The 19665-nt window shown below is 67.4% G+C and carries 16 protein-coding genes; 9 read left to right on the top strand and 7 right to left on the bottom strand.

Features of this window, described 5'->3' with window-relative positions; all coding sequences use genetic code 11:
- Positions 1 to 8: 8 nt before the first annotated feature.
- The 3 genes from HNO53_RS16120 to HNO53_RS16110 are packed head-to-tail and all read right to left on the bottom strand — an operon-like array spanning position 9 to position 3165.
- Positions 9 to 1532: a PhnE/PtxC family ABC transporter permease gene (locus HNO53_RS16120; RefSeq protein WP_242597447.1), complete on the bottom strand. Its 1524-nt coding sequence runs from the start codon at positions 1530 to 1532 to the stop codon at positions 9 to 11.
- Entirely contained in the window at positions 1529 to 2293 is a 765-nt protein-coding gene (locus HNO53_RS16115) for an ATP-binding cassette domain-containing protein (RefSeq protein ID WP_209473614.1), read from the bottom strand. The genes HNO53_RS16120 and HNO53_RS16115 overlap by 4 nt, the downstream gene beginning before the upstream one ends.
- Positions 2293 to 3165 (bottom strand): putative selenate ABC transporter substrate-binding protein, encoded by an 873-nt coding sequence (locus HNO53_RS16110; protein WP_209473613.1) that lies wholly within the window; start codon positions 3163 to 3165, stop codon positions 2293 to 2295. The genes HNO53_RS16115 and HNO53_RS16110 overlap by 1 nt, the downstream gene beginning before the upstream one ends.
- A 263-nt stretch (positions 3166 to 3428) precedes the next feature.
- Between HNO53_RS16110 and HNO53_RS16105 the strand changes: the two genes are divergently transcribed.
- From HNO53_RS16105 to HNO53_RS16085, 5 genes are all read left to right on the top strand, one after another.
- Positions 3429 to 5027 (top strand): solute:sodium symporter family transporter, encoded by a 1599-nt coding sequence (locus tag HNO53_RS16105; RefSeq protein ID WP_209473612.1) that lies wholly within the window; start codon positions 3429 to 3431, stop codon positions 5025 to 5027.
- Positions 5028 to 5155: 128 nt separating this feature from the next.
- Positions 5156 to 5956: a FadR/GntR family transcriptional regulator gene (locus HNO53_RS16100; protein WP_209473611.1), complete on the top strand. Its 801-nt coding sequence runs from the start codon at positions 5156 to 5158 to the stop codon at positions 5954 to 5956.
- Positions 5953 to 7101: a galactonate dehydratase gene (gene dgoD / locus HNO53_RS16095; protein ID WP_209473610.1), complete on the top strand. Its 1149-nt coding sequence runs from the start codon at positions 5953 to 5955 to the stop codon at positions 7099 to 7101. The genes HNO53_RS16100 and dgoD overlap by 4 nt, the downstream gene beginning before the upstream one ends.
- 10 nt (positions 7102 to 7111) lie before the next feature.
- The gene (locus HNO53_RS16090) at positions 7112 to 8071 is read left to right on the top strand and encodes a 2-dehydro-3-deoxygalactonokinase (protein ID WP_209473609.1); all 960 of its coding nucleotides are present in this window, start codon (positions 7112 to 7114) and stop codon (positions 8069 to 8071) included.
- Positions 8072 to 8104: 33 nt separating this feature from the next.
- Positions 8105 to 8716: a 2-dehydro-3-deoxy-6-phosphogalactonate aldolase gene (locus tag HNO53_RS16085; RefSeq protein WP_209473608.1), complete on the top strand. Its 612-nt coding sequence runs from the start codon at positions 8105 to 8107 to the stop codon at positions 8714 to 8716.
- A 30-nt stretch (positions 8717 to 8746) separates the two neighbouring features.
- Here HNO53_RS16085 and HNO53_RS16080 read toward each other — a convergent pair whose 3' ends face one another.
- On the bottom strand, positions 8747 to 9604 hold the full coding sequence (locus HNO53_RS16080) for a MurR/RpiR family transcriptional regulator (RefSeq protein ID WP_209473607.1): 858 nt from the start codon (positions 9602 to 9604) through the stop codon (positions 8747 to 8749).
- 196 nt (positions 9605 to 9800) lie between these two features.
- Between HNO53_RS16080 and zwf the strand changes: the two genes are divergently transcribed.
- From zwf to HNO53_RS16065, 3 genes are read left to right on the top strand one after another with little or no spacing between them, the layout of a single operon-like run.
- A complete protein-coding gene (gene zwf, locus HNO53_RS16075; protein ID WP_209473606.1) occupies positions 9801 to 11309 on the top strand; it encodes a glucose-6-phosphate dehydrogenase in 1509 nt (502 codons plus the stop codon).
- Between the two features lies 1 nt (position 11310).
- On the top strand, positions 11311 to 11988 hold the full coding sequence (gene pgl, locus HNO53_RS16070; protein ID WP_209473605.1) for a 6-phosphogluconolactonase: 678 nt from the start codon (positions 11311 to 11313) through the stop codon (positions 11986 to 11988).
- A 16-nt stretch (positions 11989 to 12004) separates the two neighbouring features.
- On the top strand, positions 12005 to 12667 hold the full coding sequence (locus tag HNO53_RS16065) for a bifunctional 4-hydroxy-2-oxoglutarate aldolase/2-dehydro-3-deoxy-phosphogluconate aldolase (protein WP_209473604.1): 663 nt from the start codon (positions 12005 to 12007) through the stop codon (positions 12665 to 12667).
- Positions 12668 to 12851: 184 nt separating this feature from the next.
- On the opposite strand, the gene HNO53_RS16060 is transcribed toward HNO53_RS16065, so the two are convergent.
- From HNO53_RS16060 to ptsP, 3 genes are read right to left on the bottom strand one after another with little or no spacing between them, the layout of a single operon-like run.
- Positions 12852 to 14597, bottom strand: a complete 1746-nt coding sequence (locus HNO53_RS16060; RefSeq protein WP_209473603.1) for a PTS fructose-like transporter subunit IIB — start codon at positions 14595 to 14597, stop codon at positions 12852 to 12854.
- Entirely contained in the window at positions 14594 to 15568 is a 975-nt protein-coding gene (gene pfkB / locus HNO53_RS16055) for a 1-phosphofructokinase (protein ID WP_209473602.1), read from the bottom strand. The genes HNO53_RS16060 and pfkB overlap by 4 nt, the downstream gene beginning before the upstream one ends.
- Positions 15568 to 18450, bottom strand: a complete 2883-nt coding sequence (gene ptsP / locus HNO53_RS16050; RefSeq protein ID WP_209478679.1) for a phosphoenolpyruvate--protein phosphotransferase — start codon at positions 18448 to 18450, stop codon at positions 15568 to 15570. The genes pfkB and ptsP overlap by 1 nt, the downstream gene beginning before the upstream one ends.
- 213 nt (positions 18451 to 18663) lie before the next feature.
- On the opposite strand from ptsP, the gene cra reads away from it, so the two are divergent.
- Positions 18664 to 19662, top strand: coding sequence for a catabolite repressor/activator (cra, locus tag HNO53_RS16045; protein WP_209473601.1), 999 nt, complete (start codon positions 18664 to 18666; stop codon positions 19660 to 19662).
- Positions 19663 to 19665: the final 3 nt, after the last annotated feature.

The raw sequence follows: 19665 nt of genomic DNA, 5'->3' as shown, positions 1-19665 counted from the left end.
GCCCTGGCTTATCTCGCGCAGGGGTCATCCAATGGCGCCTCTCGCGGCCGAAGCCGCCGCGAGAGGGCGTCCACGGCGATATTGAGCGCGGCGGTGATCAGCAGCAGGAAGAAGGCCACGTCGAACATCAGGTAGTCGAAGCCCTCTTCAATGTAGAAGCCCAGGGTGGCGACCCCCAGCATGCCGAGAATCGCCGTTTCGCGCAGGATCACCTCGGCGCGGTAGTAGAGCAGCGCCAGCAGCCCCGGATAGACCCGCGGCAGCAGCTCGTAGGCCAGTCGCCCGCTTGCAGGCAGCCCTGGCATCCCCGGGGTAACGGCATCGGCGTGGCGCGCCGCGAGGAAGGCTATCAAGGCGCCATTGTGCAGTGCCAGGGCCAGCCAGGCGGGCAGCAGCGAGGGGCCGAGCAGCAGCAGGAAGACGAACGCCAGCATCAGCTCCGGCGTCGAGCGCAGGAAGATCAGCACGCCGTGTCCGGCCAGGCGGGTGGCGCGATTGCCGAAATGGCGACTGGCCAGCGGCCACAGTGCCAGTGCCACCACGAGCGCACCCACGGTACCGAGCAGGCCCAGCAGCAGGGTGTTGCCGATGGCCGGTCCCAGCGAAGGGATGCGCGCGAGCCACTCCATCAAGCCCGCCCAGTTGCCGGCCAGCAGCGCCGCCGGCCAGAGGTCCTGAGAGACGAAGCGCCACAGCAGCCCGCCGTCAACGTTCGGCCAGGGGCCGAGCAGCCAGGCGCCGCCTACCAGCAGCAGCGGTATCAAGCGCTTGTGGCCCCACCATGGCAGGCTGGCGATCAACAGGTAGAACAGCCACAGCAGGGCACCGGCCTCAGGGTAGCGCCCTTCGCGAAACGCCGTCTCGAGATGGAATCCCAGCGTCGGCAGGCCGACGAAGCCGAGCAGCACGCTGGCGCGCAGGCCGCACTCGAAACGATAGCGGGTATAGGCGGCGAGCTGGGACCAGGCCAGCGGCAGTTCGGTGTAGACGAAGCGTGCCAGCCGCCCGCTGCCGGGTGGCAGGGCATCGCGCGGTGCACGTGGGGTCTGCTCGAGGATCTCGGCGTAGACCTTGGCGAAGATGCCGGCATAGGGAATCGCCAGCGCGGCCAGGGCGGTGAGCGCCGAGAGCCCGAATACCTGCATGAACAGCAGCGCCCAGAACAGCTCGTGGATGGCGCGCACGGAGGCGCAGCCGGCACGCACCAGGCGCGAGCGTGCAAAGAGCAGCGCCAGCGGCAAACCCAATACGACTCCGGCCAGGGTGCCCCAAAGGGCCACGGCCACGGTGAGACCCAATGCCGAGAAGGGCGACTCCAGTGCCCCCCAGGCGGGCCAGGCCAGGCCGGCCGCCATGCGACCGAGTTCTCCCCACGGGTCGCGGGTATGCACGGCAAGATCGGCGAAAGGCACCATCAGCACCGCCAGTGCCACCAGGCCCAGGCTGTGCCGGGCCAGGCGCAGGCCAGGCGATCTCCCTCGCCACCACGCTTTCCACCCCGATGGGGGCAGGGTCGATGAGCTGTCGTTCACGGCCGCCCCCGGGGGCAGGGGAGAGCGTTGACGTCCAGCGCGCCGACATTGGCGTCGCGCGTATCCGGGCTGTGCCTCGTGGCATCGGCGTCGGGGTAGAGCGCGTCCAGCTCGGCCAGGGTGAGCGAAGCGGCCGACCCATCGATTACCAGGCGACCGTCACGCAATCCCCAGACGCGGTCGAAGTGCGTCAGTGCCAGTTCGCGCTGGTGCAGGGCGATGACCGAGGTCGTGTGACGAGAATCGATCAGGCTCAGCAGGCGCAGCGCCTGGTGGGGGTCGACGCTGGCTACTGGCTCGTCGCCGAGAAACAGCGGCCGGCCCTGATAGAGGGCGCGGGCGATGGCCACCCGCTGGCGCTGGCCGCCGGAGAGCTGGCCCACCGGGCGCCGCAGCAGGCCGGCCAGGCCCAGCTCGTCGCACAGCGCGGCCACTTCCCGCCAGGGGCGGCGCAGGGGGCGGATGAGGTTCCACAGGTTGGCGAGCGCCGAATGCTCCGGCAGACGCCCCATGAAGACGTTGTGATACACCGCGAGCTGCGGCACCAGGCCGTGATGCTGCGGGCACCAGGCCGCCTGGCGCTCGAGCCGCTGGCGCAGTTCACCGAGCAGCGTCGACTTGCCGGCGCCGCTTTGGCCGAGCAACGCGACTCGCTCACCCTCGTGCAGGGCGAGGGTCAGGCGGGGCAGGACGACCTGTGCGCCATGCCCGAGATCCTCTCCGTCGAAGCGAACCAGCAGGCGACGTTGCTCATCCTCCATCAGCGCAGCAGGCCGAGCTCCTCGGCCACCTCCTCGATGGGGGCATAGAGGTCGTTGTCGGCAGGGATGAACGCCTCGCGGGGGAAAGTGGCGAGCAGCTCCGGATCCTCCATCTCGAGGAACGCGGCCTGTACCTTGTCGCTGAAGCCCTCGCCGAAACGCTCGTCGGCGTCGCCGCGCAGAGTCCAGTTGTAGTCGGGGTAAGAGGGCGTGGCCCAGATCACGCCCACCTTGTCGGTATCCACCCGGCCGTCCTCCACGGCGGCTTCCCACACCGTGTAGTTGACCGCCCCGATGTCGTAGGTGCCGGCTTCCACCAGGGCGATGGTGCGTGAGTGATCGCCGGAGTAGCCGACCCGCGAGAAGAGGTCCTCGGGGTTGGCGTCATCGAAGCGCTGGCGCAGGAAGTGCTCCGGCATCAGTCGGCCGGAGGTAGAGGTGCGCGAGCCGAACGTCAGGCTCATGCCTTCGATCTCGTCGGGCAGCTCATCTGCACGCTCGAGGCCGGTGGACTCATGGGCGATGAAGTAGCTGACGAAGGCATTGTCCTCGCTGCCCTGGGCCAGCGCCTGGGAGCCCGGCACCAGGCGGCGTGCCTGCACCCCGGAGAGCCCGCCGAACCAGGCCAGTTGCACCTGATCGTTGCGGAAGGCGGTGACCGCGGCGCTGTAGGACTTCACCGGCACGTACTCCACCTCGACGCCGAGGCGCTCCTCCAGATAGTCGGCCACCTTGGCGAAGCGCTCCACCAGGCGCGCCTGGTCCTCGTCGGGGATGGCGGTGAAGCGGAAGGTCTCGGCGGCGGCCCCTTGAGCGAACAAGGCGAGGGCGATGGTGGGCAGGAAAATGGAAGGAAGGGCGATCCGGCGCATGAAGAAGGTCCATGAGAGTGAGTTCGAGAGAGAGGCTATTGTTGTGCCGCCTAGCCTGCCTGACAACCCTGTAGGCAAGACGCAGCCGGGTCGGTCGATAGGCAAGATGAAGGAGTGCGTAATATTACAAAAATTTAACGTTCTTTTGCGACTAAAGGCGCATGCGATACGCGCCTTTTCCGCTTAGAATCTTGTCAATTCATCAATGTCAGACATTTTCTGGCCCAACGGACTGCCAACCGCCTGCAAGGGAGTGTATCCGCATGCATGCCTTGACCCTGCTGTCGTTCCTGTTCTTTACCGGCCTGGTGGCCTTCATCACCTGGCGCCTGACCCGTCGCGACGATCATGCCAGCACCAGCGGCTACTTCCTCGCCGGCCGCTCATTGACCTTCCCGCTGATCGCCGGCTCGCTGCTGATGACCAACCTCTCCACCGAGCAGATGGTGGGGCTCAACGGGGCGGCCTTCAGCGATGGCCTGAGCGTGATGGCCTGGGAGGTGGTGGCGGTCATTGCGCTGGTGGCGCTGGCGCTGTTCTTCCTTCCACGCTTCCTGCGCAGCGGTATCGCCACCCTGCCGCAGATGCTGTTGATCCGCTTCGACGCCGGCACCCAGCTGATCTGCAACGTCATCTTCCTGATCGCCTATGCGGTGATCCTGCTGCCGATCATCCTCTACTCCGGCGCCATGGGGTTGCAGGGCATGCTCGATCTCTCTGGCCTGACCGGGATCGAGTCGCAGACGCTGCTGCTGTGGCTCACGGTCTGGGTGGTAGGCCTCATCGGCTCCATCTACGCCCTGTTCGGCGGGCTGCGCACCGTGGCCGTATCGGACACGCTGAACGGCATCGGGCTATTGGTTGGCGGCTTCGTCATCGTCTACTTCGGCCTGCAGGCGGTCAGCAACGACGGTGGCCTGCTCGAGGGCTGGAACATCCTCAAGCAGAGCGATCCGGACAAGCTCAACTCACTGGGCGGCTCCGATCAGCAGGTGCCATTCTCCACCCTCTTTACCGGCGTGTTCTTGATCAACCTCTTCTACTGGACGACCAACCAGCAGATCATCCAGCGTACCTTCGCCGCCAAGAACCTCGCCGAGGGGCAGAAGGGGGTTCTGCTGACCGGCTTCTTCAAGCTGTTGGGCCCGCTCTACCTGGTGCTGCCGGGGATCATCGCCTACCACCTCTATGCCGACCAGGGCATTCAGGCCGACGAGGCCTACGGTCACTTGGTGTTCAATGTGCTGCCACCCTATCTCACCGGCTTCTTCGCCGCGGTGATGGTGGGTGCCATCCTGTCGTCGTTCAACTCGGCGCTCAACAGCACCACCACCATCTTCAGCCTGGGCCTCTATAAAGGCGTGCTCAACAAGGAGGCCAGCGAAGAGCAGGTGGTAAAGTCGGGCAAGGTGTTCGGCTGGATCATGGCCTTCGTCACCATGACCATCGCGCCGCTGCTGGCCGGTCAGGAGAGCCTGTTCGGCTACCTGCAGAAGATGAACGCCATCTATTTCATCCCTATCCTCGCGGTAGTGATCGTCGGCCTGCTGACCAAGCGCGTACCGCCCATGGCGGCCAAGATCGCCCTGGTGGGCGGCTGCCTGCTGATTGCCGCCGGCTATTTCGTGCCGCCGTTCGACCGGCTGCCGCTGGTCATGCATGAGTTCCACTTCGTGGCCGGCGTGTTCGTGCTGTTGGTGGCCTTGATGCTGGTGATCGGCAAGCTGCGCCCGCGCGAAACCGACTGGGTGCACGAGGACAGCGGTGCGGTCGATCTCACGCCCTGGCGCGGCGCCGTGCCCGTGGGCCTCTTGCTGGTGGCGCTGGTGGTCATCATCTACGCGACCTTCGCCGGTGGTTGAGGATACGCGCGGAGGCGGGCCGCCAGGCTCGCCTCTTTTTGGGCAAGGGCAAATGTCTGACATTTGTGACGGCATGCTCTATAGTCGTTGCACTTCGCCACTTGAGCAGTGCTCATCTGGAGGACGTCATGACACTGACTTCGCTGCCACGCCATCACGGCGGTGCCGACGGCCTGGCGCGGCTGCTGGGGCAGGCGTTGCTGGCCGGGCGCTGGCGCCCCGGCGAAACCTTTCCTCGTGAACGCGACCTCTGCCAGCACTTCGAGGTCAGCCGCAACCAGGTGCGCAACGCCCTGGCGACTCTGGTCGCCCTTGGTCTGATCGAGCGCACCGCGGGGCGCGGCAGCGTGGTCTGCAACATTGGCGAATGGCATCTGCTCGATCCGCTGGTGAGCGCGTGGATGGCCGATATCGAAACGCCCGATGCTCAGCTGCTGCGCGAGATCTTTGCCTTTCGCTATTCGGCGGAGCCGGCTGTCGCCCGCCTGGCAGCCCGGGCGGCCGAAGCGGAGGATCTCGAGCGCCTGGAAGCGGCCTTCCTGGGCATGCAGCGTACCGCCGGCATGCCGGAGTCCAGTGCGCGGCATGCGGAGTACGACGTGGCCTTCCACGATGCCATCTATCGCGCCAGTCATAATCTGGTGTGGCGCCAGATGGGGCATTTACTGCGTCCCTCGATCATTGCCCTGATCCAGCGCTCCCAGGCCCACCTCCAGCCTCTCGATGCCGGCCTGGATGACAGCCTGGCGCGTCATGGCCGCCTGCTCGAGGCGATCCGCTCCCGGGATGCGGATGCAGCCGAAGCGGCCGCTGTCGACGTGCTGCGACGCACTGCTGTCGATCTGGGTATCGTCGCCGACGCACAAGCCGAGTCCGTCCAGGCGCCGTTAGCCGAATCCATCGTTCATGCCAAGGAGCGCTCACCATGAAGATCACTCGACTCAAGACCTGGCAGGTGCCGCCGCGCTGGCTGTTCCTCAAGATCGAGACCGACGAGGGTTGCTACGGCTGGGGCGAGCCGGTCATCGAGGGCCGCGCCGCCACTGTGGAGGCTGCAGTGCACGAGCTTGCCGACTACCTGATCGGTCAGGACCCGCACCGCATCGAGCACCTGTGGAACACGCTTTACCGAGCCGGCTTCTATCGCGGCGGCCCTATCCTGATGAGCGCCATCGCCGGTATCGACCAGGCGCTGTGGGACCTCAAGGGACGCGACCTGGGCGTGCCGGTGCACCAACTGCTGGGCGGCGCGGTGCGCGAGCGCATGCGTATGTACGCCTGGACCGGCGGCGACCGGCCGAACGACGTGGGGGCGGGCGCCAGGGAGCTGGTGGAGCGTGGCTTCACCGCGTTCAAGATGAACGGTACTGCCGAGATGCAGATCGTCGACTCGCACCGCAAGATCGACGAGGCGGTGGCTCGCGTCGCCGAAGCCCGCGAGGCGGTGGGGTCCGAGGTGGGCATTGCCATCGATTTTCACGGCAGGGTGCATCGGCCCATGGCCAAGGCGCTGCTGCGTGAGCTGGAGCCGTTCCATCCGATGTTCGTCGAGGAGCCGGTGGCCCCCGAGCACCTACCCAGCCTGAAGCACATCGCCGGCGGCCTGGGCTATCCGCTGGCCACCGGCGAGCGGTTGCACACCCGGTTCGAATTCCGCGACCTGCTCGCCGACGGCATGGTCGACATCATCCAGCCCGACCTCTCCCACTGCGGCGGCATCAGCGAGGGGCTGAAAATTGCCGCGTTGGCCTCGGCCCACGACGTCGCCCTGGCACCGCATTGTCCGCTCGGTCCGCTGACCCTGGCCGCCTCGCTCCACCTGGATGCGGTGAGCCACAACGCTTTCATTCAGGAGCAGAGCATGGGCATCCACTACAACCGCGACAACGACGTGCTCGACTACCTGGTCGACAAGTCGGCGCTGGCCATCGAGCAGGGCTTCTGTGCCATTCCCCAGGGGCCGGGGCTCGGCGTGGAGATCGACGAGGCGTTCGTCGAGGAGCGGGCCAAGGTCGGGCATCGCTGGCGCAACCCCGTATGGAGCCACGAGGACGGCTCCATCGCCGAGTGGTGAGGAGATCGACATGAGCGATGCGGTACGCGAGCGACTGGCCTGGATCGCGGTGGACTGGGGCTCGAGCCATCTGCGCGTCTGGGGCCTGGACGAGAGCGGCGAGGTGCTGGTGCGGGGCGGCAGTGACAAGGGCATGCTGGGGCTCAGGCCTGAGGATTACGAGACCGCCCTGCTCGAGATCGTCGGCGATTGGCTGCCGGCGTCCGGGCGCGTGGGAGTGTGGGTCTGTGGCATGGCCGGCGCCCGCCAGGGCTGGCGCGAGGCGGCCTACCTGTCGGTGCCGACACGCCTCGATGAACTGGCCCACGGCGCCGTCATGCCGTCGGTACGCGATACGCGCCTTGACGTACGCCTGTTGCCGGGGCTGTGCCAGTACGCGGATGTCACCGGGTGCGACTTCGATGTGATGCGCGGGGAGGAGACCCAGCTGGCTGGGCTGGTGGCCCGTGAGCCGGGATTCTCGGGGCTGGTCTGCCTGCCGGGTACCCATGCCAAGTGGGCGTGGCTGGAGCGCGGAGAGGTCAAGCGCTTCGCCACCTACCTGACCGGCGAGCTCTATGGCCTGTTGGCCGGCCAGTCGGTGCTCAGACACTCCGTGGCCGACGACGGCCTCACCGAACCCGGCTGTCGCGAGGCGTTCGTCGCCGCGGTACGCGAGGCGAGCGCCCGACCCGGTGAGTTCGCTAGGTTGCTGTTCGGCCTGCGTGCCGCCGACCTGCTCGACGCTTCTTTGCCTGCCGGGGAAGCGCGGCAAACCCGGCTGGGGGCGCGTCTCTCGGGGCTCGCCATTGGCCTCGAGCTCGGTGGCGTTCGTCACGACCTCTCGGCGTCTTCCGTCACCCTGGTCGGCGGCGAGGCGCTGTGCGAACGCTATGCGCTGGCCCTCGAGGCGCTCGGCCATGCCAGCCGGCGTGTCGAGGGCGAGGCGGCGGTACTGGCCGGCCTTGGGCTGGCACGGGCCGGTATCTGACAACCCTAACTGACAACCTTGGTGGAGACGCACATGAGACTGCCACTGATCGGTATCCTGCGCGGCGTTACCCCCGGCGAGGCGGTGGCGGTGGGCGAGGCGGTACTTGCCGCCGGCATCACAACTCTCGAGGTTCCGCTCAACTCTCCCGACCCGCTGGAAAGCATTCGGTGTCTGGTCGAAGCCTTGGGCGATCGAGCCCTAGTGGGCGCCGGCACCGTGCTCGGCGTGGATGAGGTGCGTGCCGTGCATGCCGTCGGGGGTCGTCTGGTGGTGTCTCCCAACTGCCGTCCGGACGTGATCGAGGAGACGCGACGCCTCGGCATGCAGAGCTGGCCAGGCGTGCTGACGCCGACGGAAGCCTTCGATGCGCTGGACGCCGGGGCCACGGGGCTGAAGCTGTTTCCCGCCGTGCAGGTGGGGGTGGAGGGCATGAGGGCCTTGCGGGCGGTACTGCCGAATGGCACACGGCTCTATGCCGTGGGCGGCATCGGTGCGGCGGAGTTCGCCGCCTGGCGTGCCGCCGGCGTGGATGGCGCCGGCCTGGGCGGTGCGCTCTATCGCCCCGGACAGTCGCCCGAGCAGGTGGGTGAACAGGCACGCGCCCTGGTCGCGGCCTGGCGTGCCACCGATGGCGAAGCGTAAGCCAGGCGCAGGGCGGCCCTGCGGCTGCGCTCAGCCGCGAGGCGGGTAGCGGGTATCGCGAAGGCTGTCCTTGATCTTCTTCAGGTGGGGCAGGAAGTCCTCGCCACGGCGCAGGGTCACACCGGTCGCCAACACGTCAATCAGGGTGAGCTGAATCATGCGCGAGGTCATCGGCATGTAGACGTCGGTGTCTTCCGGCGTGGGTACCTCGAGCGTCTCGGTGCACTCCGCCGCCAACGGCGAGCCGGGAGCGGTGATGCCCAGTACCACGGCACCGCTCTCGCGTGCCAGCTGGGCGATCTCGACCAGCTCGCGGGTGCGACCGGTCCAGGAGATCACCACCACCACATCGCCGGTATGACAGGCCGACGCGACCATGCGCTGCATCAGCACGTCGACATAAGACGTGACCGGAAGATTGAAGCGGAAGAACTTGTGCTGGGCGTCCTGCGCCACGGCACCGGACGCGCCGAGACCGAAGAAGTGGATCTGCTTGGCCTGGATCAGGTAGTCCACCACCCGCTCGATGCGGGCCGGATCGAGGGTGCGGCTGGCTTCGTCCAGGGCGGCAATGGTGGCGCCGAAGATCTTGCGCGTGTAGTCCGCGGCAACGTCGCCTGGCTCCACCGACTGGCTGACATAGGGCGTGCCGCCGGCCAGGCTCTGGGCCAGCTTGATCTTGAAGTCGGGGTAGCCCTTCGCATGGAAGCTGCGACAGAAGCGGTTCACCGTGGGTTCGCTGACCGAGGCCGCCTGGGCCAGGCTGGCGATGCTCAGGCCGGTGGCACGGGCTGGGTCGGCCAGGATGACATCTGCTACCTTGCGCTCGGAACGATTGAGCTCGTCGAGGCGTTGACGGATTCGTTGCAGCAGATCGTGATGGGCCATGGCTGAAGGGACTCTCTCAAGCTGATAATGTAGTGATTTAACAACATGGTCACCGGCTATCCTATCGCGGAGCATCGGCCGGGCGCGAATCGAGGTATCGAAAATCGCTATGATGAGTGTAATATTACAAAATATTGGTTGATGCTAAGGGCTTTTTTGCGTATTTTTTGTGTAAATTAACCAGATGGGGGCGGACATGAAGGCAACCACGCGGCCTGAGGAAGAGAGTCGGCCGGTTATCGATCTCGCGCTGTTCGGTGCCCTGGGGGACCTGTCGCTGCGCAAGCTTTATCCCGCGCTCTACCACCTCGACCGCGAGGGCCTGCTGCACGACGACACGCGTATTCTGGGGCTGGCGCGCCAGGAGCTGAAGGCCGACGCCTTTCGCCGTCGTATCGCCGACACCCTACAGACCTACGTCAAGCCCGCGGAGCTCGATCGGGAGGTCGTCAAGCGCTTTACCGCACGTCTCGACTACCTGCAGCTCGATTTCGCCAACGCCGAGGGTTATCGCGCCATCACCGAATGGCGCGGGGCCGTGCGCCATGACACCGTGGTCTGTCCCTTGGTCGTCTACCTGGCGGTGCCGGCGAGCCTGTATGGCGATATCTGCCGCAACCTGCAGGCCGGCGAGTGCCTCGACGAACTCTCCCGCGTGGTGGTCGAGAAGCCGATCGGCTACGATTTCGAATCCTCCTGCGAGATCAATGACGCCATCGGCGAAGTGTTCCACGAGTCCCAGGTCTATCGCATCGACCATTACCTGGGCAAGGAGACCGTCCAGAACCTCATCGCGCTGCGCTTTGCCAATCCACTGTTCGGTACCCAGTGGAACCAGAACCACATCTCCCACGTCGAGATCACCGTGGCCGAGCAGGTCGGTATCGAAGGGCGCTGGGGCTATTTCGACCGTGCCGGCCAGTTGCGCGACATGGTACAGAACCACTTGCTGCAGCTGGTCTGCCTGATCGCCATGGACCCGCCGGCCAATCTGGATGCCGACGCCATCCGCGACGAGAAGGTCAAGGTGCTCAAGGCGCTGCAGCCATTCAGCGAGACCAAGCTCAACCGCGACGTGGTGCGTGGCCAATACATTGCCGGCACCATCAAAGGCAAGAGCGTGCCCGGCTACCTGGAAGAAGAGGGCGCCAATCGAGAGAGCGAGACCGAGACCTTCGTCGCCATGAAGACCGGCGTTTCCAACTGGCGCTGGGCCGGGGTGCCGTTCTACCTGCGCACGGGCAAGCGCATGCCGGAAAAGCTATCGCAGATCGTGGTGCATTTCCGCCAGCAGCCGCACTACATCTTCGACCCCGATCAGCGCAACCTGGCGGCCAACAAGCTGGTCATTCGCCTGCAACCCGAAGAGGGCATTGCGCTGGAGGTGCTGACCAAGGACAGCGGGCTGGACCGGGGCATGCGCCTGCGCCGTGGTCCGCTGCACCTGGACTTCGGCAGTGCCTTCCCCCAGACGCGCATCCCCGACGCCTACGAGCGCCTGCTGCTCGAGGTGATGAAGGGGCGCCAATACCTGTTCGTGCGCCGTGACGAGGTCGAGCACGCCTGGCACTGGTGCGATAGTCTGATTGCCGCCTGGAAGGAGATGGGCGAGCCGCCACGGCGCTACCCGGCCGGTTCCTGGGGGCCGGTGGCCTCCATTGCCATGATTACCCAGGATGGGCGCAGCTGGTATGAGGACTACTGACATGACGCATCTCGCCGCCGGGCCGCGCGAACAGCTCGCCGTGCAGCTCGCCGAAGCCACTTGTGAAGCACTGCGCCAGGATCTGGCCCAGCAGGAGCGGGCTCTGCTGGTAGTTTCCGGCGGCTCGACGCCGGTACCCTTCTTTCAGGCCCTGTCGTCCCAGGCGTTGCCCTGGGAGCGGATCGATGTGACCCTGGCCGACGAGCGCTGGGTGAGCGAGACCGACGAGGCCAGCAATGCCCACCTGGTGCGCCGCCACCTGCTGCAAGGCGAGGCGGCCGCTGCCAGCTTCGTTTCGTTGACCACCGACGACGGGACGCCGGAACAGGGCGTAGAGGAGGTGACCCGGCGCATCGAGGCGTTGACCTGGCCGGCCAGCGTGGTGGTGCTGGGCATGGGCGGCGACGGTCACACCGCCTCGCTGTTTCCCGATAGCCGCGAGCTGGAGCTGGGGCTCACCACCGATGCCCCGGTACTGGCCGCGCGCACGCCCAGTCAGCCCCAAGCGCGGATCACCCTCAGCGCCGACCGCCTGCATCAGGCGCGACGCCACGTACTGCACATCACCGGTGACGACAAGCGCAGCGTGCTGGCCCGGGCCCTGTCCGGCGACGACTTGCGTGAACTGCCGATCCGCGCCTTTCTTTCCTGCCCGCTGGCCGTTTACTGGGCCCCCTGAAACTGGAGTCTTGCTCATGACCATCGACAAACAGCTGCCGTCCACGCGTATCACCGAACTCGACAGCATCTGCCTCAAGGCCGAGGTCATCCCGGTGCTGGCCATCGAGCGGGTGGAAGATGCCGTGCCGCTGGGCCGTGCCCTGGTCGAAGGTGGGCTCACCGTGCTGGAGGTGACCCTGCGCACCGATTGCGCCCTGGAGGCGATTCGCCGCCTCAAGGAAGCCCTGCCCCAGGCCAGCATCGGCGTGGGCACCGTGCTGACGCCGGCCCAGTACCGTCAGAGCGAGCAGGTGGGTGCCGATTTCGTGGTCACGCCGGGTACCACCGAGGCGCTTTACCGCTATGGCATCACCAGCCCGGTGCCGATGTTGCCCGGCGTGGCCACCGTGTCCGAGCTGATGACCGGCTGGCAGTACGGTTACCGCCGCTTCAAGTTCTTCCCCGCCGAGGCCAGCGGCGGCGTCAAGGCGCTTAAGGCCTTTGCCGGCCCGATTCCCGAAGCGCGTTTCTGTCCCACCGGCGGCATCAGCCTCGACAACGCCGAGGACTACCTGGCGCTGAAGAACGTGATGTGCGTGGGCGGCTCCTGGCTGACGCCGAAATCGCTGGTCGATGCCGAAGACTGGAACGGCATCCGCCAGCTCGCCAAGGAGGCCGCCCAGCGCTTTCATCACTGAGCGGCCACGCTGACCTCTTTCTTGTGCTCTCTCGGCAGCCAGTAGCTGTCATTGCGCCCGGCCTCATGGCCGGGTTTTTTTATCTGTCGGCCTTGGAGTGACCAGCGGTGCGCAAGAGTCAGAGCGGGTGCTCGTCGCCCTTTGGACGGCGTGCACCCGCGCTTGAGCGTCGGCTGGGGGCGTGTCAGGCGTTGGCGGCAACTGCCACCGGTGCCGCACCGCGCTTGATCGCGGCGTAGCCCAGCCCGGTGATCAGCGAGCCGGCGACGATGGCTCCGAGATACAACAGTGCCGGTGTGATGGCGTTGGGAATCAGCAGCACGAAGATACCGCCGTGGGGAGCCATCAGCTGTGCGCCAACCAACATGGAAAGCGCGCCGGTGGCGGCGCCGCCCAGCATGCAGGCCGGGATCACCCGCAGCGGATCCTTGGCGGCGAAGGGAATGGCGCCCTCGCTGATGAAGCACAGCCCCAGCACGAACGATGCCTTGCCTGCCTCGCGCTCCGGCTCGGAGAACTTTTGACGCGCGACTAAGCTGGCGATACCCATGCCGATGGCCGGCACCATGCCGGCGGCCATGATGGCGGCCATCGGTGCGTAGGTCTGGGTGGAGAGCAGGCCGACGCCGAAGGTGTAGGCGGCCTTGTTGACCGGCCCGCCCAGGTCGAAGCACATCATGGCGCCGAGCAGGATGCCGAGCAGCACGGCGTTGGCCGAGCCCATGTTCTCGAGAAATGCGGTCAGCGCGGAGAGGATGGCCGCCACTGGCTCACCGATCACGTAGATCATGGTCAAGCCAGTGACCAGGCTCGCGATCAGCGGAATGATCAGGATCGGCTTGAGCGACTCGACACTCGCAGGAAGTTTGACATGGCGGGTCACCGCCAGTGCCACGTAGCCGGCAAGGAAGCCGGCGAGGATGCCGCCGATGAAGCCGGCGCCGATCTCGCTGGCGAGCATGCCCCCGATCATGCCCGGGGCTATGCCTGGACGGTCGGCGATGGAGTAGGCAATGTAGCCGGCCAGCACCGGGATCATCAGGGCGAAGGCGGTGCCGCCGCCGATCTGCATCAGCGCCGCGGCCAGCGTGCCCTCCTCCTGGAACGCCTCGATGCCGAAGACGAAGGAGAGTGCGATCAGCAGGCCTCCGGCCACCACCATGGGCAGCATGAACGAGACGCCGGTGAGCAGGTGCTTGTAGACGCCCTTCTCCTTCAGGCTCTTCTTCGCCTCATTGCGGCGCGGAGCGTTGGCAGCATCCTCGATCTCGGCTTCGGCCAGCGCCGCCTCGATGGTGGGGCGCGGCTTCTTGAGTGCATTGCCGGTAGAGGTGCGGTAGATGCGCTTGCCGGCGAAGCGGGTCGGATCGACCTCGATATCGCAGGCGAGAATCACCACGTCGGCCGCGGCGATCTCCTCGTCGGTGAGCTTGTCCTGGGCGCCGACCGAGCCCTGGGTCTCGACGCGAATTGCATGGCCCAGGCTCTTGCCCGCTTCGCTCAGCGCTTCGGCGGCCATGAAGGTATGGGCCACGCCGGTGGGGCATGCGGTGACGGCAACGATGCTGCTGGCGCCGGCCTGGGGCGAGGAACTCGCGGTCGCGCTCACGGCGGGTGGTGTGTAGTCGCTGGCCTCGCGCCGGGCACGCTGCAGGAATGCCTCGGGGTCGGGCAGTGCCTCGCTGGCTGAGGCCTGGAACAGGCGCTTGCCGGCAAAGCGTTCGGCGGCGGGAAGATGGTCGGCGGCGACCACGACCAGCTCGGCATCGGCAATGGCGTCGGCTGAAACGGGCTGGACGGCCTCGAGCTGACTGTGCATCTCGACGCTGGGCTGCCAGCCCAGTCGCTGCGCCGCCTGCTCGAGACGGCGAGCCGCGAGGAAGGTAGTGGCCATGCCGCTGGGGCAGGCGGTAACGATGATCACGTTCATGCGAGGGCTCCCCCTGCGTCGACGTCGTTGAGACGCCGAACGCGGGTCTGTTGTTGGAGTTGCGGGAAGTCGTCGGCGTGGAGGTTACCCACGCCGACGTGACGAACCGATTCGGCGGAAAGGGCAGTAGCCAGGCGCAGGGCCTGATCGGGCGGATGACCCGCGAGTACGCCATGCAGCAGGGCGGCCAGCAGGGTATCGCCGGCCCCGACGGTGCTGGCGACCGTCAGGCGCGGCGGCATGGCCTGCCAGGCACCGCGGCGGCTGATCCACAGCACGCCGGCGGGGCCGGCGGAGACGACGGCTTCCTCGATGCCGGCGGCATACAGGCGCAGCGCCGCCTTGAGTCGTGCTTCGGCGCTCTCGAGGCTCTCGCCGGCCCAGGCGGCGAGCTCCTGCTCGTTGGGCTTGACCGCCGTGGCGCGGGCCTCGATGGTGCGGGTCAATGCCTCGCCGCTGGTATCGACCCATACCGGCAGCCCGGCTGCCCGCAGGCGGGCGGTGAGCTCGGCGAGATCGGTCGGCGCCACGCCAGGCGGCAGGCTGCCGGCGATGACCACGGCGTCGGGCCGGCGCCGTGGGTCGCCGATACGCGTAGCGAGACCGTCGAGCAGGCGCTGCCAGGCGGCGGCGTTGATGGCGGCACCCGGGCCGTTGATATCCGTGACCCGGCCGTCGGCCTCGGCGAGCTTGGCGTTGATACGCGTCTCGCCGGGCACGCGCAGGAAGGCGTCCTCCACCCCCATGGCCTCGAAGGCGCGCAGGAAGGGGCCGTCGTTGTCGGCGCCGAGAAAGCCCGACACGGTGACATCGTGGCCGAGATCGGCCAGCACCCGGGCCACGTTGACGCCCTTGCCGGCTGCCGTCAGGTGGGTCTCGCGGGTGCGGTTGACCGTCCCCGGCGTCAGTCGCTCCAGGCTCACGGAGAGATCCAGCGCGGGATTGAGCGTCAGGGTGAGCACGCGGGCCATCAGCGCACCTCCAGGGCGTCGCGGACCGCCTCGCTGGTGGCCTGGGCCAGCGCCAGCTCGGCCTGGACCCGGGCTTCGGCGAGGTCGAACTCGCGCAGCCGCGCCTTCACCAGCGGCACCTGCCGCGCGCTCACCGAAAGCTCGTCGACGCCGAGCCCGACCAGTACCGGCACCGCCAAGGCGTCGCTGGCCAGCTCGCCGCACACACCGACCCACTTGCCGTGGGCATGGGCCGCCGCTACGGTCATCTCGATCAGGCGCAGCACCGCCGGGTGCAGGCCGTCGGCCTGGGCAGAGAGCGCGGGGTGATCGCGGTCGATGGCCAGGGTGTACTGGGTCAGGTCGTTGGTGCCCACCGAGAAGAAGTCCACCTCGGCGGCCAGCGTCGGTGCCAGCAGGGCGGCCGAGGGCACCTCGATCATCACGCCGAGCTGCACGTCGGTGGCCCGCTCGGCCGCGGGAATCTCGTCGAGTAGGCGATCGAGGATGGCCCGTGCCGCGCGGAACTCGGCGATATCCTTGACCATCGGCAGCATGATGCGCAGTGGCCTCGGTGCCTGCTCCGCTGCGGGAGCGGCCGCCATCAACAGTGCACGCAGCTGGGTCTCGAGCACCTCGGGGCGGGTCAGGGTCAGGCGAATGCCGCGCAGGCCGAGGAAGGGGTTGTCTTCTTTCGGCACCGGCCAGTAGGGCAGCGGCTTGTCGCCACCCACGTCGAGGGTGCGGGCCACCAGCGGACGGCCGTCGAGGGCATCGAGCGCCTCACGATATTCCGCGACCTGAGTCTCGAGGTCCGGTTCCTGGGCATGCGCCATGAACAGGAATTCGGTGCGCAGCAGGCCGACGCCTTCGGCGCCGCGCTCCACGGCATCGACAGCGTGGGCGGTATTGCCCAGGTTGGCGGCGACTTCGACGCGGTGGCCGTCGCGGGTACGTGCCTCCTCGAAGCGTGCTTCCCATGCCTCGGCTTCGCGTTGCTGGCGCTCTGCCAGGCGCTGCTCGGCGGTGGCGCGGCGTGCGGCGGAGGGGGCCGGGATCACCCGGCCACGCTCACCGTCGAGGATCAGCTCGCAGCCTCCCGCCAGTGTCAGCACACGCTCGCCGGCGCCCACCACGGCGGGAATGCCCAGTGCCCGGGCCAGGATCGCGCTGTGCGCGGTGGCGCCGCCGCGAGCGGTGAGCAGGCCGCGCACCCGGCGTGTATCGAGCCGTGCCACGTCGGAGGGGCCGATGTCATCCGTGACCAGGATATAGGGCGTTTCAGGCGGCTCCGGTCGGCTCACCTGGCACAGGATGCCGAGCACGCGGCGGCCGACGTCGCGCAGGTCGGCGGCGCGTTCGGCCAGCAGGCGGTCGGCTAGCATCTCCTGGGCGTGGGCGGCAGTCTCGATCGCTTCCCACCAGGCAGCTTCGGCGGAGCGGCCGTCCTGGATGCCCTCGCGGGCCGCTTCAAAAAGCTCCGGGTCGCGCAACATCTCCTCGTGCATGGAGAGTATCTGGGCCACCTCGCCGCCGCGGGCCTCGCGCTCCAGCGCCTCGAGCTGTGCCGCGCCCTCGTCGATGGCGCTGTGCAGGCGCCGCTGCTGCTCGGCGGGATCGGCGGCGCGCTCGGGATAGTCGAAGCGTGGGGTCTGCAGCACGAACACCGGGGCAATGGCGAGTCCCGGCGAGGCTGCTACGCCCTGATGAGGCGTGTCGTCGGGCAGCGGTTCCGGAGGTGCGGTATCCGCTGAGGGCGTGATGCGCTCGCGGCTCTCATCGAAGGGCAATACCTGTTCGCCGAGGCCGTCCGCCACGGCCCGGCACACGGCGTCGAGCGCCGCCTGGGCGTTGTCGCCCTCGGCGGAGAAGGTCAACTGCTGGCCGCGCCGGGCGCCGAGGTTGATCACCTTGGTCAGGCTGGTGGCCGGCACCGCGGCGCCGCCGCCTTCGGCCAGGCGCACGTGGATGGGGAGCCCCTGCTGCCGGGCGATCTGAACCAGCTGCTTGGCCGGACGGGCATGCAGGCCGTGAGCGTTGAGCACCCGGGCGAGACGGGTATGGGCCGTTGCCGACTCGCCCGCCAGCCGGGCCAGCACGGTGGCCGCATCGGCATTGGGCAGCTCGGCTGCGGCACCGCTGTCGAGCAGCGCCAGGATGCGCTCCAGCAGGCCGCGATGGGCGTCGCCCTGAGCCGCCAGGCAGAACACTCCCTTCACCGCTTCGCCGTCGCGCTCCAGGCGCTCTTCCGGTGTTGCCAGGGCCAGTGCCGGCACCTCGACGCTACGCTCGCCGTGGATCAGCCACAGCCCTTGGCCCATTGGTGCCAAGGTGCGTTCGGCCACGTCGGTCATGAAGTCGCTACCCACGCAGCCGAGCTGATGCAGGCGCGCGGCGCCGGCCAGGGCCAGCTCGTGGGTGTCGCGAGCAGGAAAGCCGAGGCACAGGGTCTCGGCGTCCAGGCGTGCCTCGACCACAGCTTTCGACAGCAGCGCAGCGACCTCGGTAGCGGAGCCTGCGGCGGCCAGGCGCTCACCGACGCTATCGTCATCCAGCACATGGGTGAGCTGACGCAGGATGCCGAGATGCTCGTCGCTCTGGGCGGCAATGCTGACCAGCACATGGACGCGCTGGCCGTCGTGCCACTCGACGCCGCCGGGAAACTGCAGCACGCGCACGCCGGTCGTGCGCACGTGTTCACGACTCTCGGGCGTCCCGTGAGGAATGGCAATGGCATTGCCGAGATAGGTGGATGACTGCGACTCGCGCTGGAACAGGCCGTCGCGATAGGCGGGAGCGGTCAGCCCCGCCTGGTGCAGCGACTCGGCAGCCTGCTCCAGCGCGACGCGCCAGTCGGGGGCCTGACAGCCGAGGCGGATGTCCTCGGGGCGTAGCGTGAGCATCATCGATTCTCCTGATGGCCTAGGCGACATGCAAAAACCTGCGATTACATTCTGCGCCTGATATCTAGAGGCTAAGCTGAATCGTGTCACCTATCGTGTTTATCATGCTGGAACGATTCAACTCGTTTCGCAAGGCGCCTTTTCTTAGACTTTCGCAGGGGGCGGAGAGGCCGTGCATGGCGTAGAATCGATTCCCGCAGATAGAGGAAGCCCATGACACTCGCTGAAATCGCCCGACTGGCCGGGGTATCGCGTACCACCGCCAGCTATGTCATCAACGGCAAGGCCACCGAACGGCGCATCAGCCAGGACACCGTCGAGCGGGTCATGGCGGTGGTGCGTGAGCATCGCTATCGCGTCGATGCCCAGGCCGCAGCGCTAAGGCGCGGCTCGAGCCGCACGCTGGGCCTGATCGTGCCTGATCTGGAGAACGTCAGCTATGCGCGCCTGGCCAAGCGGCTCGAGCGCGGCGCTCGTGAACAAGGCTACCAGCTGCTGATCGTCGGCTCCGACGATCAGCCGGATGCCGAGCGCGATCTAGCACTGTCGCTGCGTGCCCAGCGCTGCGAGGTGCTGATCACGGCCAGTTGCCTGCCGATGGACGATCCTTTCTATGGCGAACTGCTGCAGGCAGGCCTGCCGGTGGTGGCGGTCGACCGTGGGTTCGACCCGCGGCGCTTCGCCAGCGTGGTGAGCAACGATCGCGCAGCCGCCGAGCAGCTGACGCGCTCGTTGCTCGACGATTCGATACAGCGAATCGCCTGGCTGGATGCGGTGCCGGCGCTCTCCATCAGCCGCGAGCGACGGGCCGGTTTCCAGCAGGCATTGGCGGGACGCGACGGTGAGCCGTTGATGCTCGGCGCCGAGCGCTACGATCGTGCCGACGGTGCCCGGCTGATGCGCGAGCTGCTCGAGCGTGACGGACTCCCCGATGCCCTGGTCACGGCCTCCTACACGCTGCTCGACGGGGTCTTCGATGTGCTGCTCGAGGAGGGCGGGCTGCCGCAGGCGTTGCGCCTGGCGACCTTCGGCGACAGCCGGCTGCTCGACTTCCTGCCGCTGCCGGTCAACTCGGCGGTGCAGGACCACGACCGCATGGCGGCGATGGCGCTGGCTTGCGCCCTGGCGGCTGCGCAAGGCGACTACCGCGTAGGGCAGCAGGTCGTGCCACGAACCTTGCGGCGACGGCTGCCGGTCAGGTTCGCTTCTTGAAGC

It is taken from the genome of Billgrantia antri (genome assembly GCF_017868935.1).
GTDB lineage: Bacteria > Pseudomonadota > Gammaproteobacteria > Pseudomonadales > Halomonadaceae > Halomonas > Halomonas antri.
This window is presented reverse-complemented; position numbering and strand designations above follow the sequence as displayed.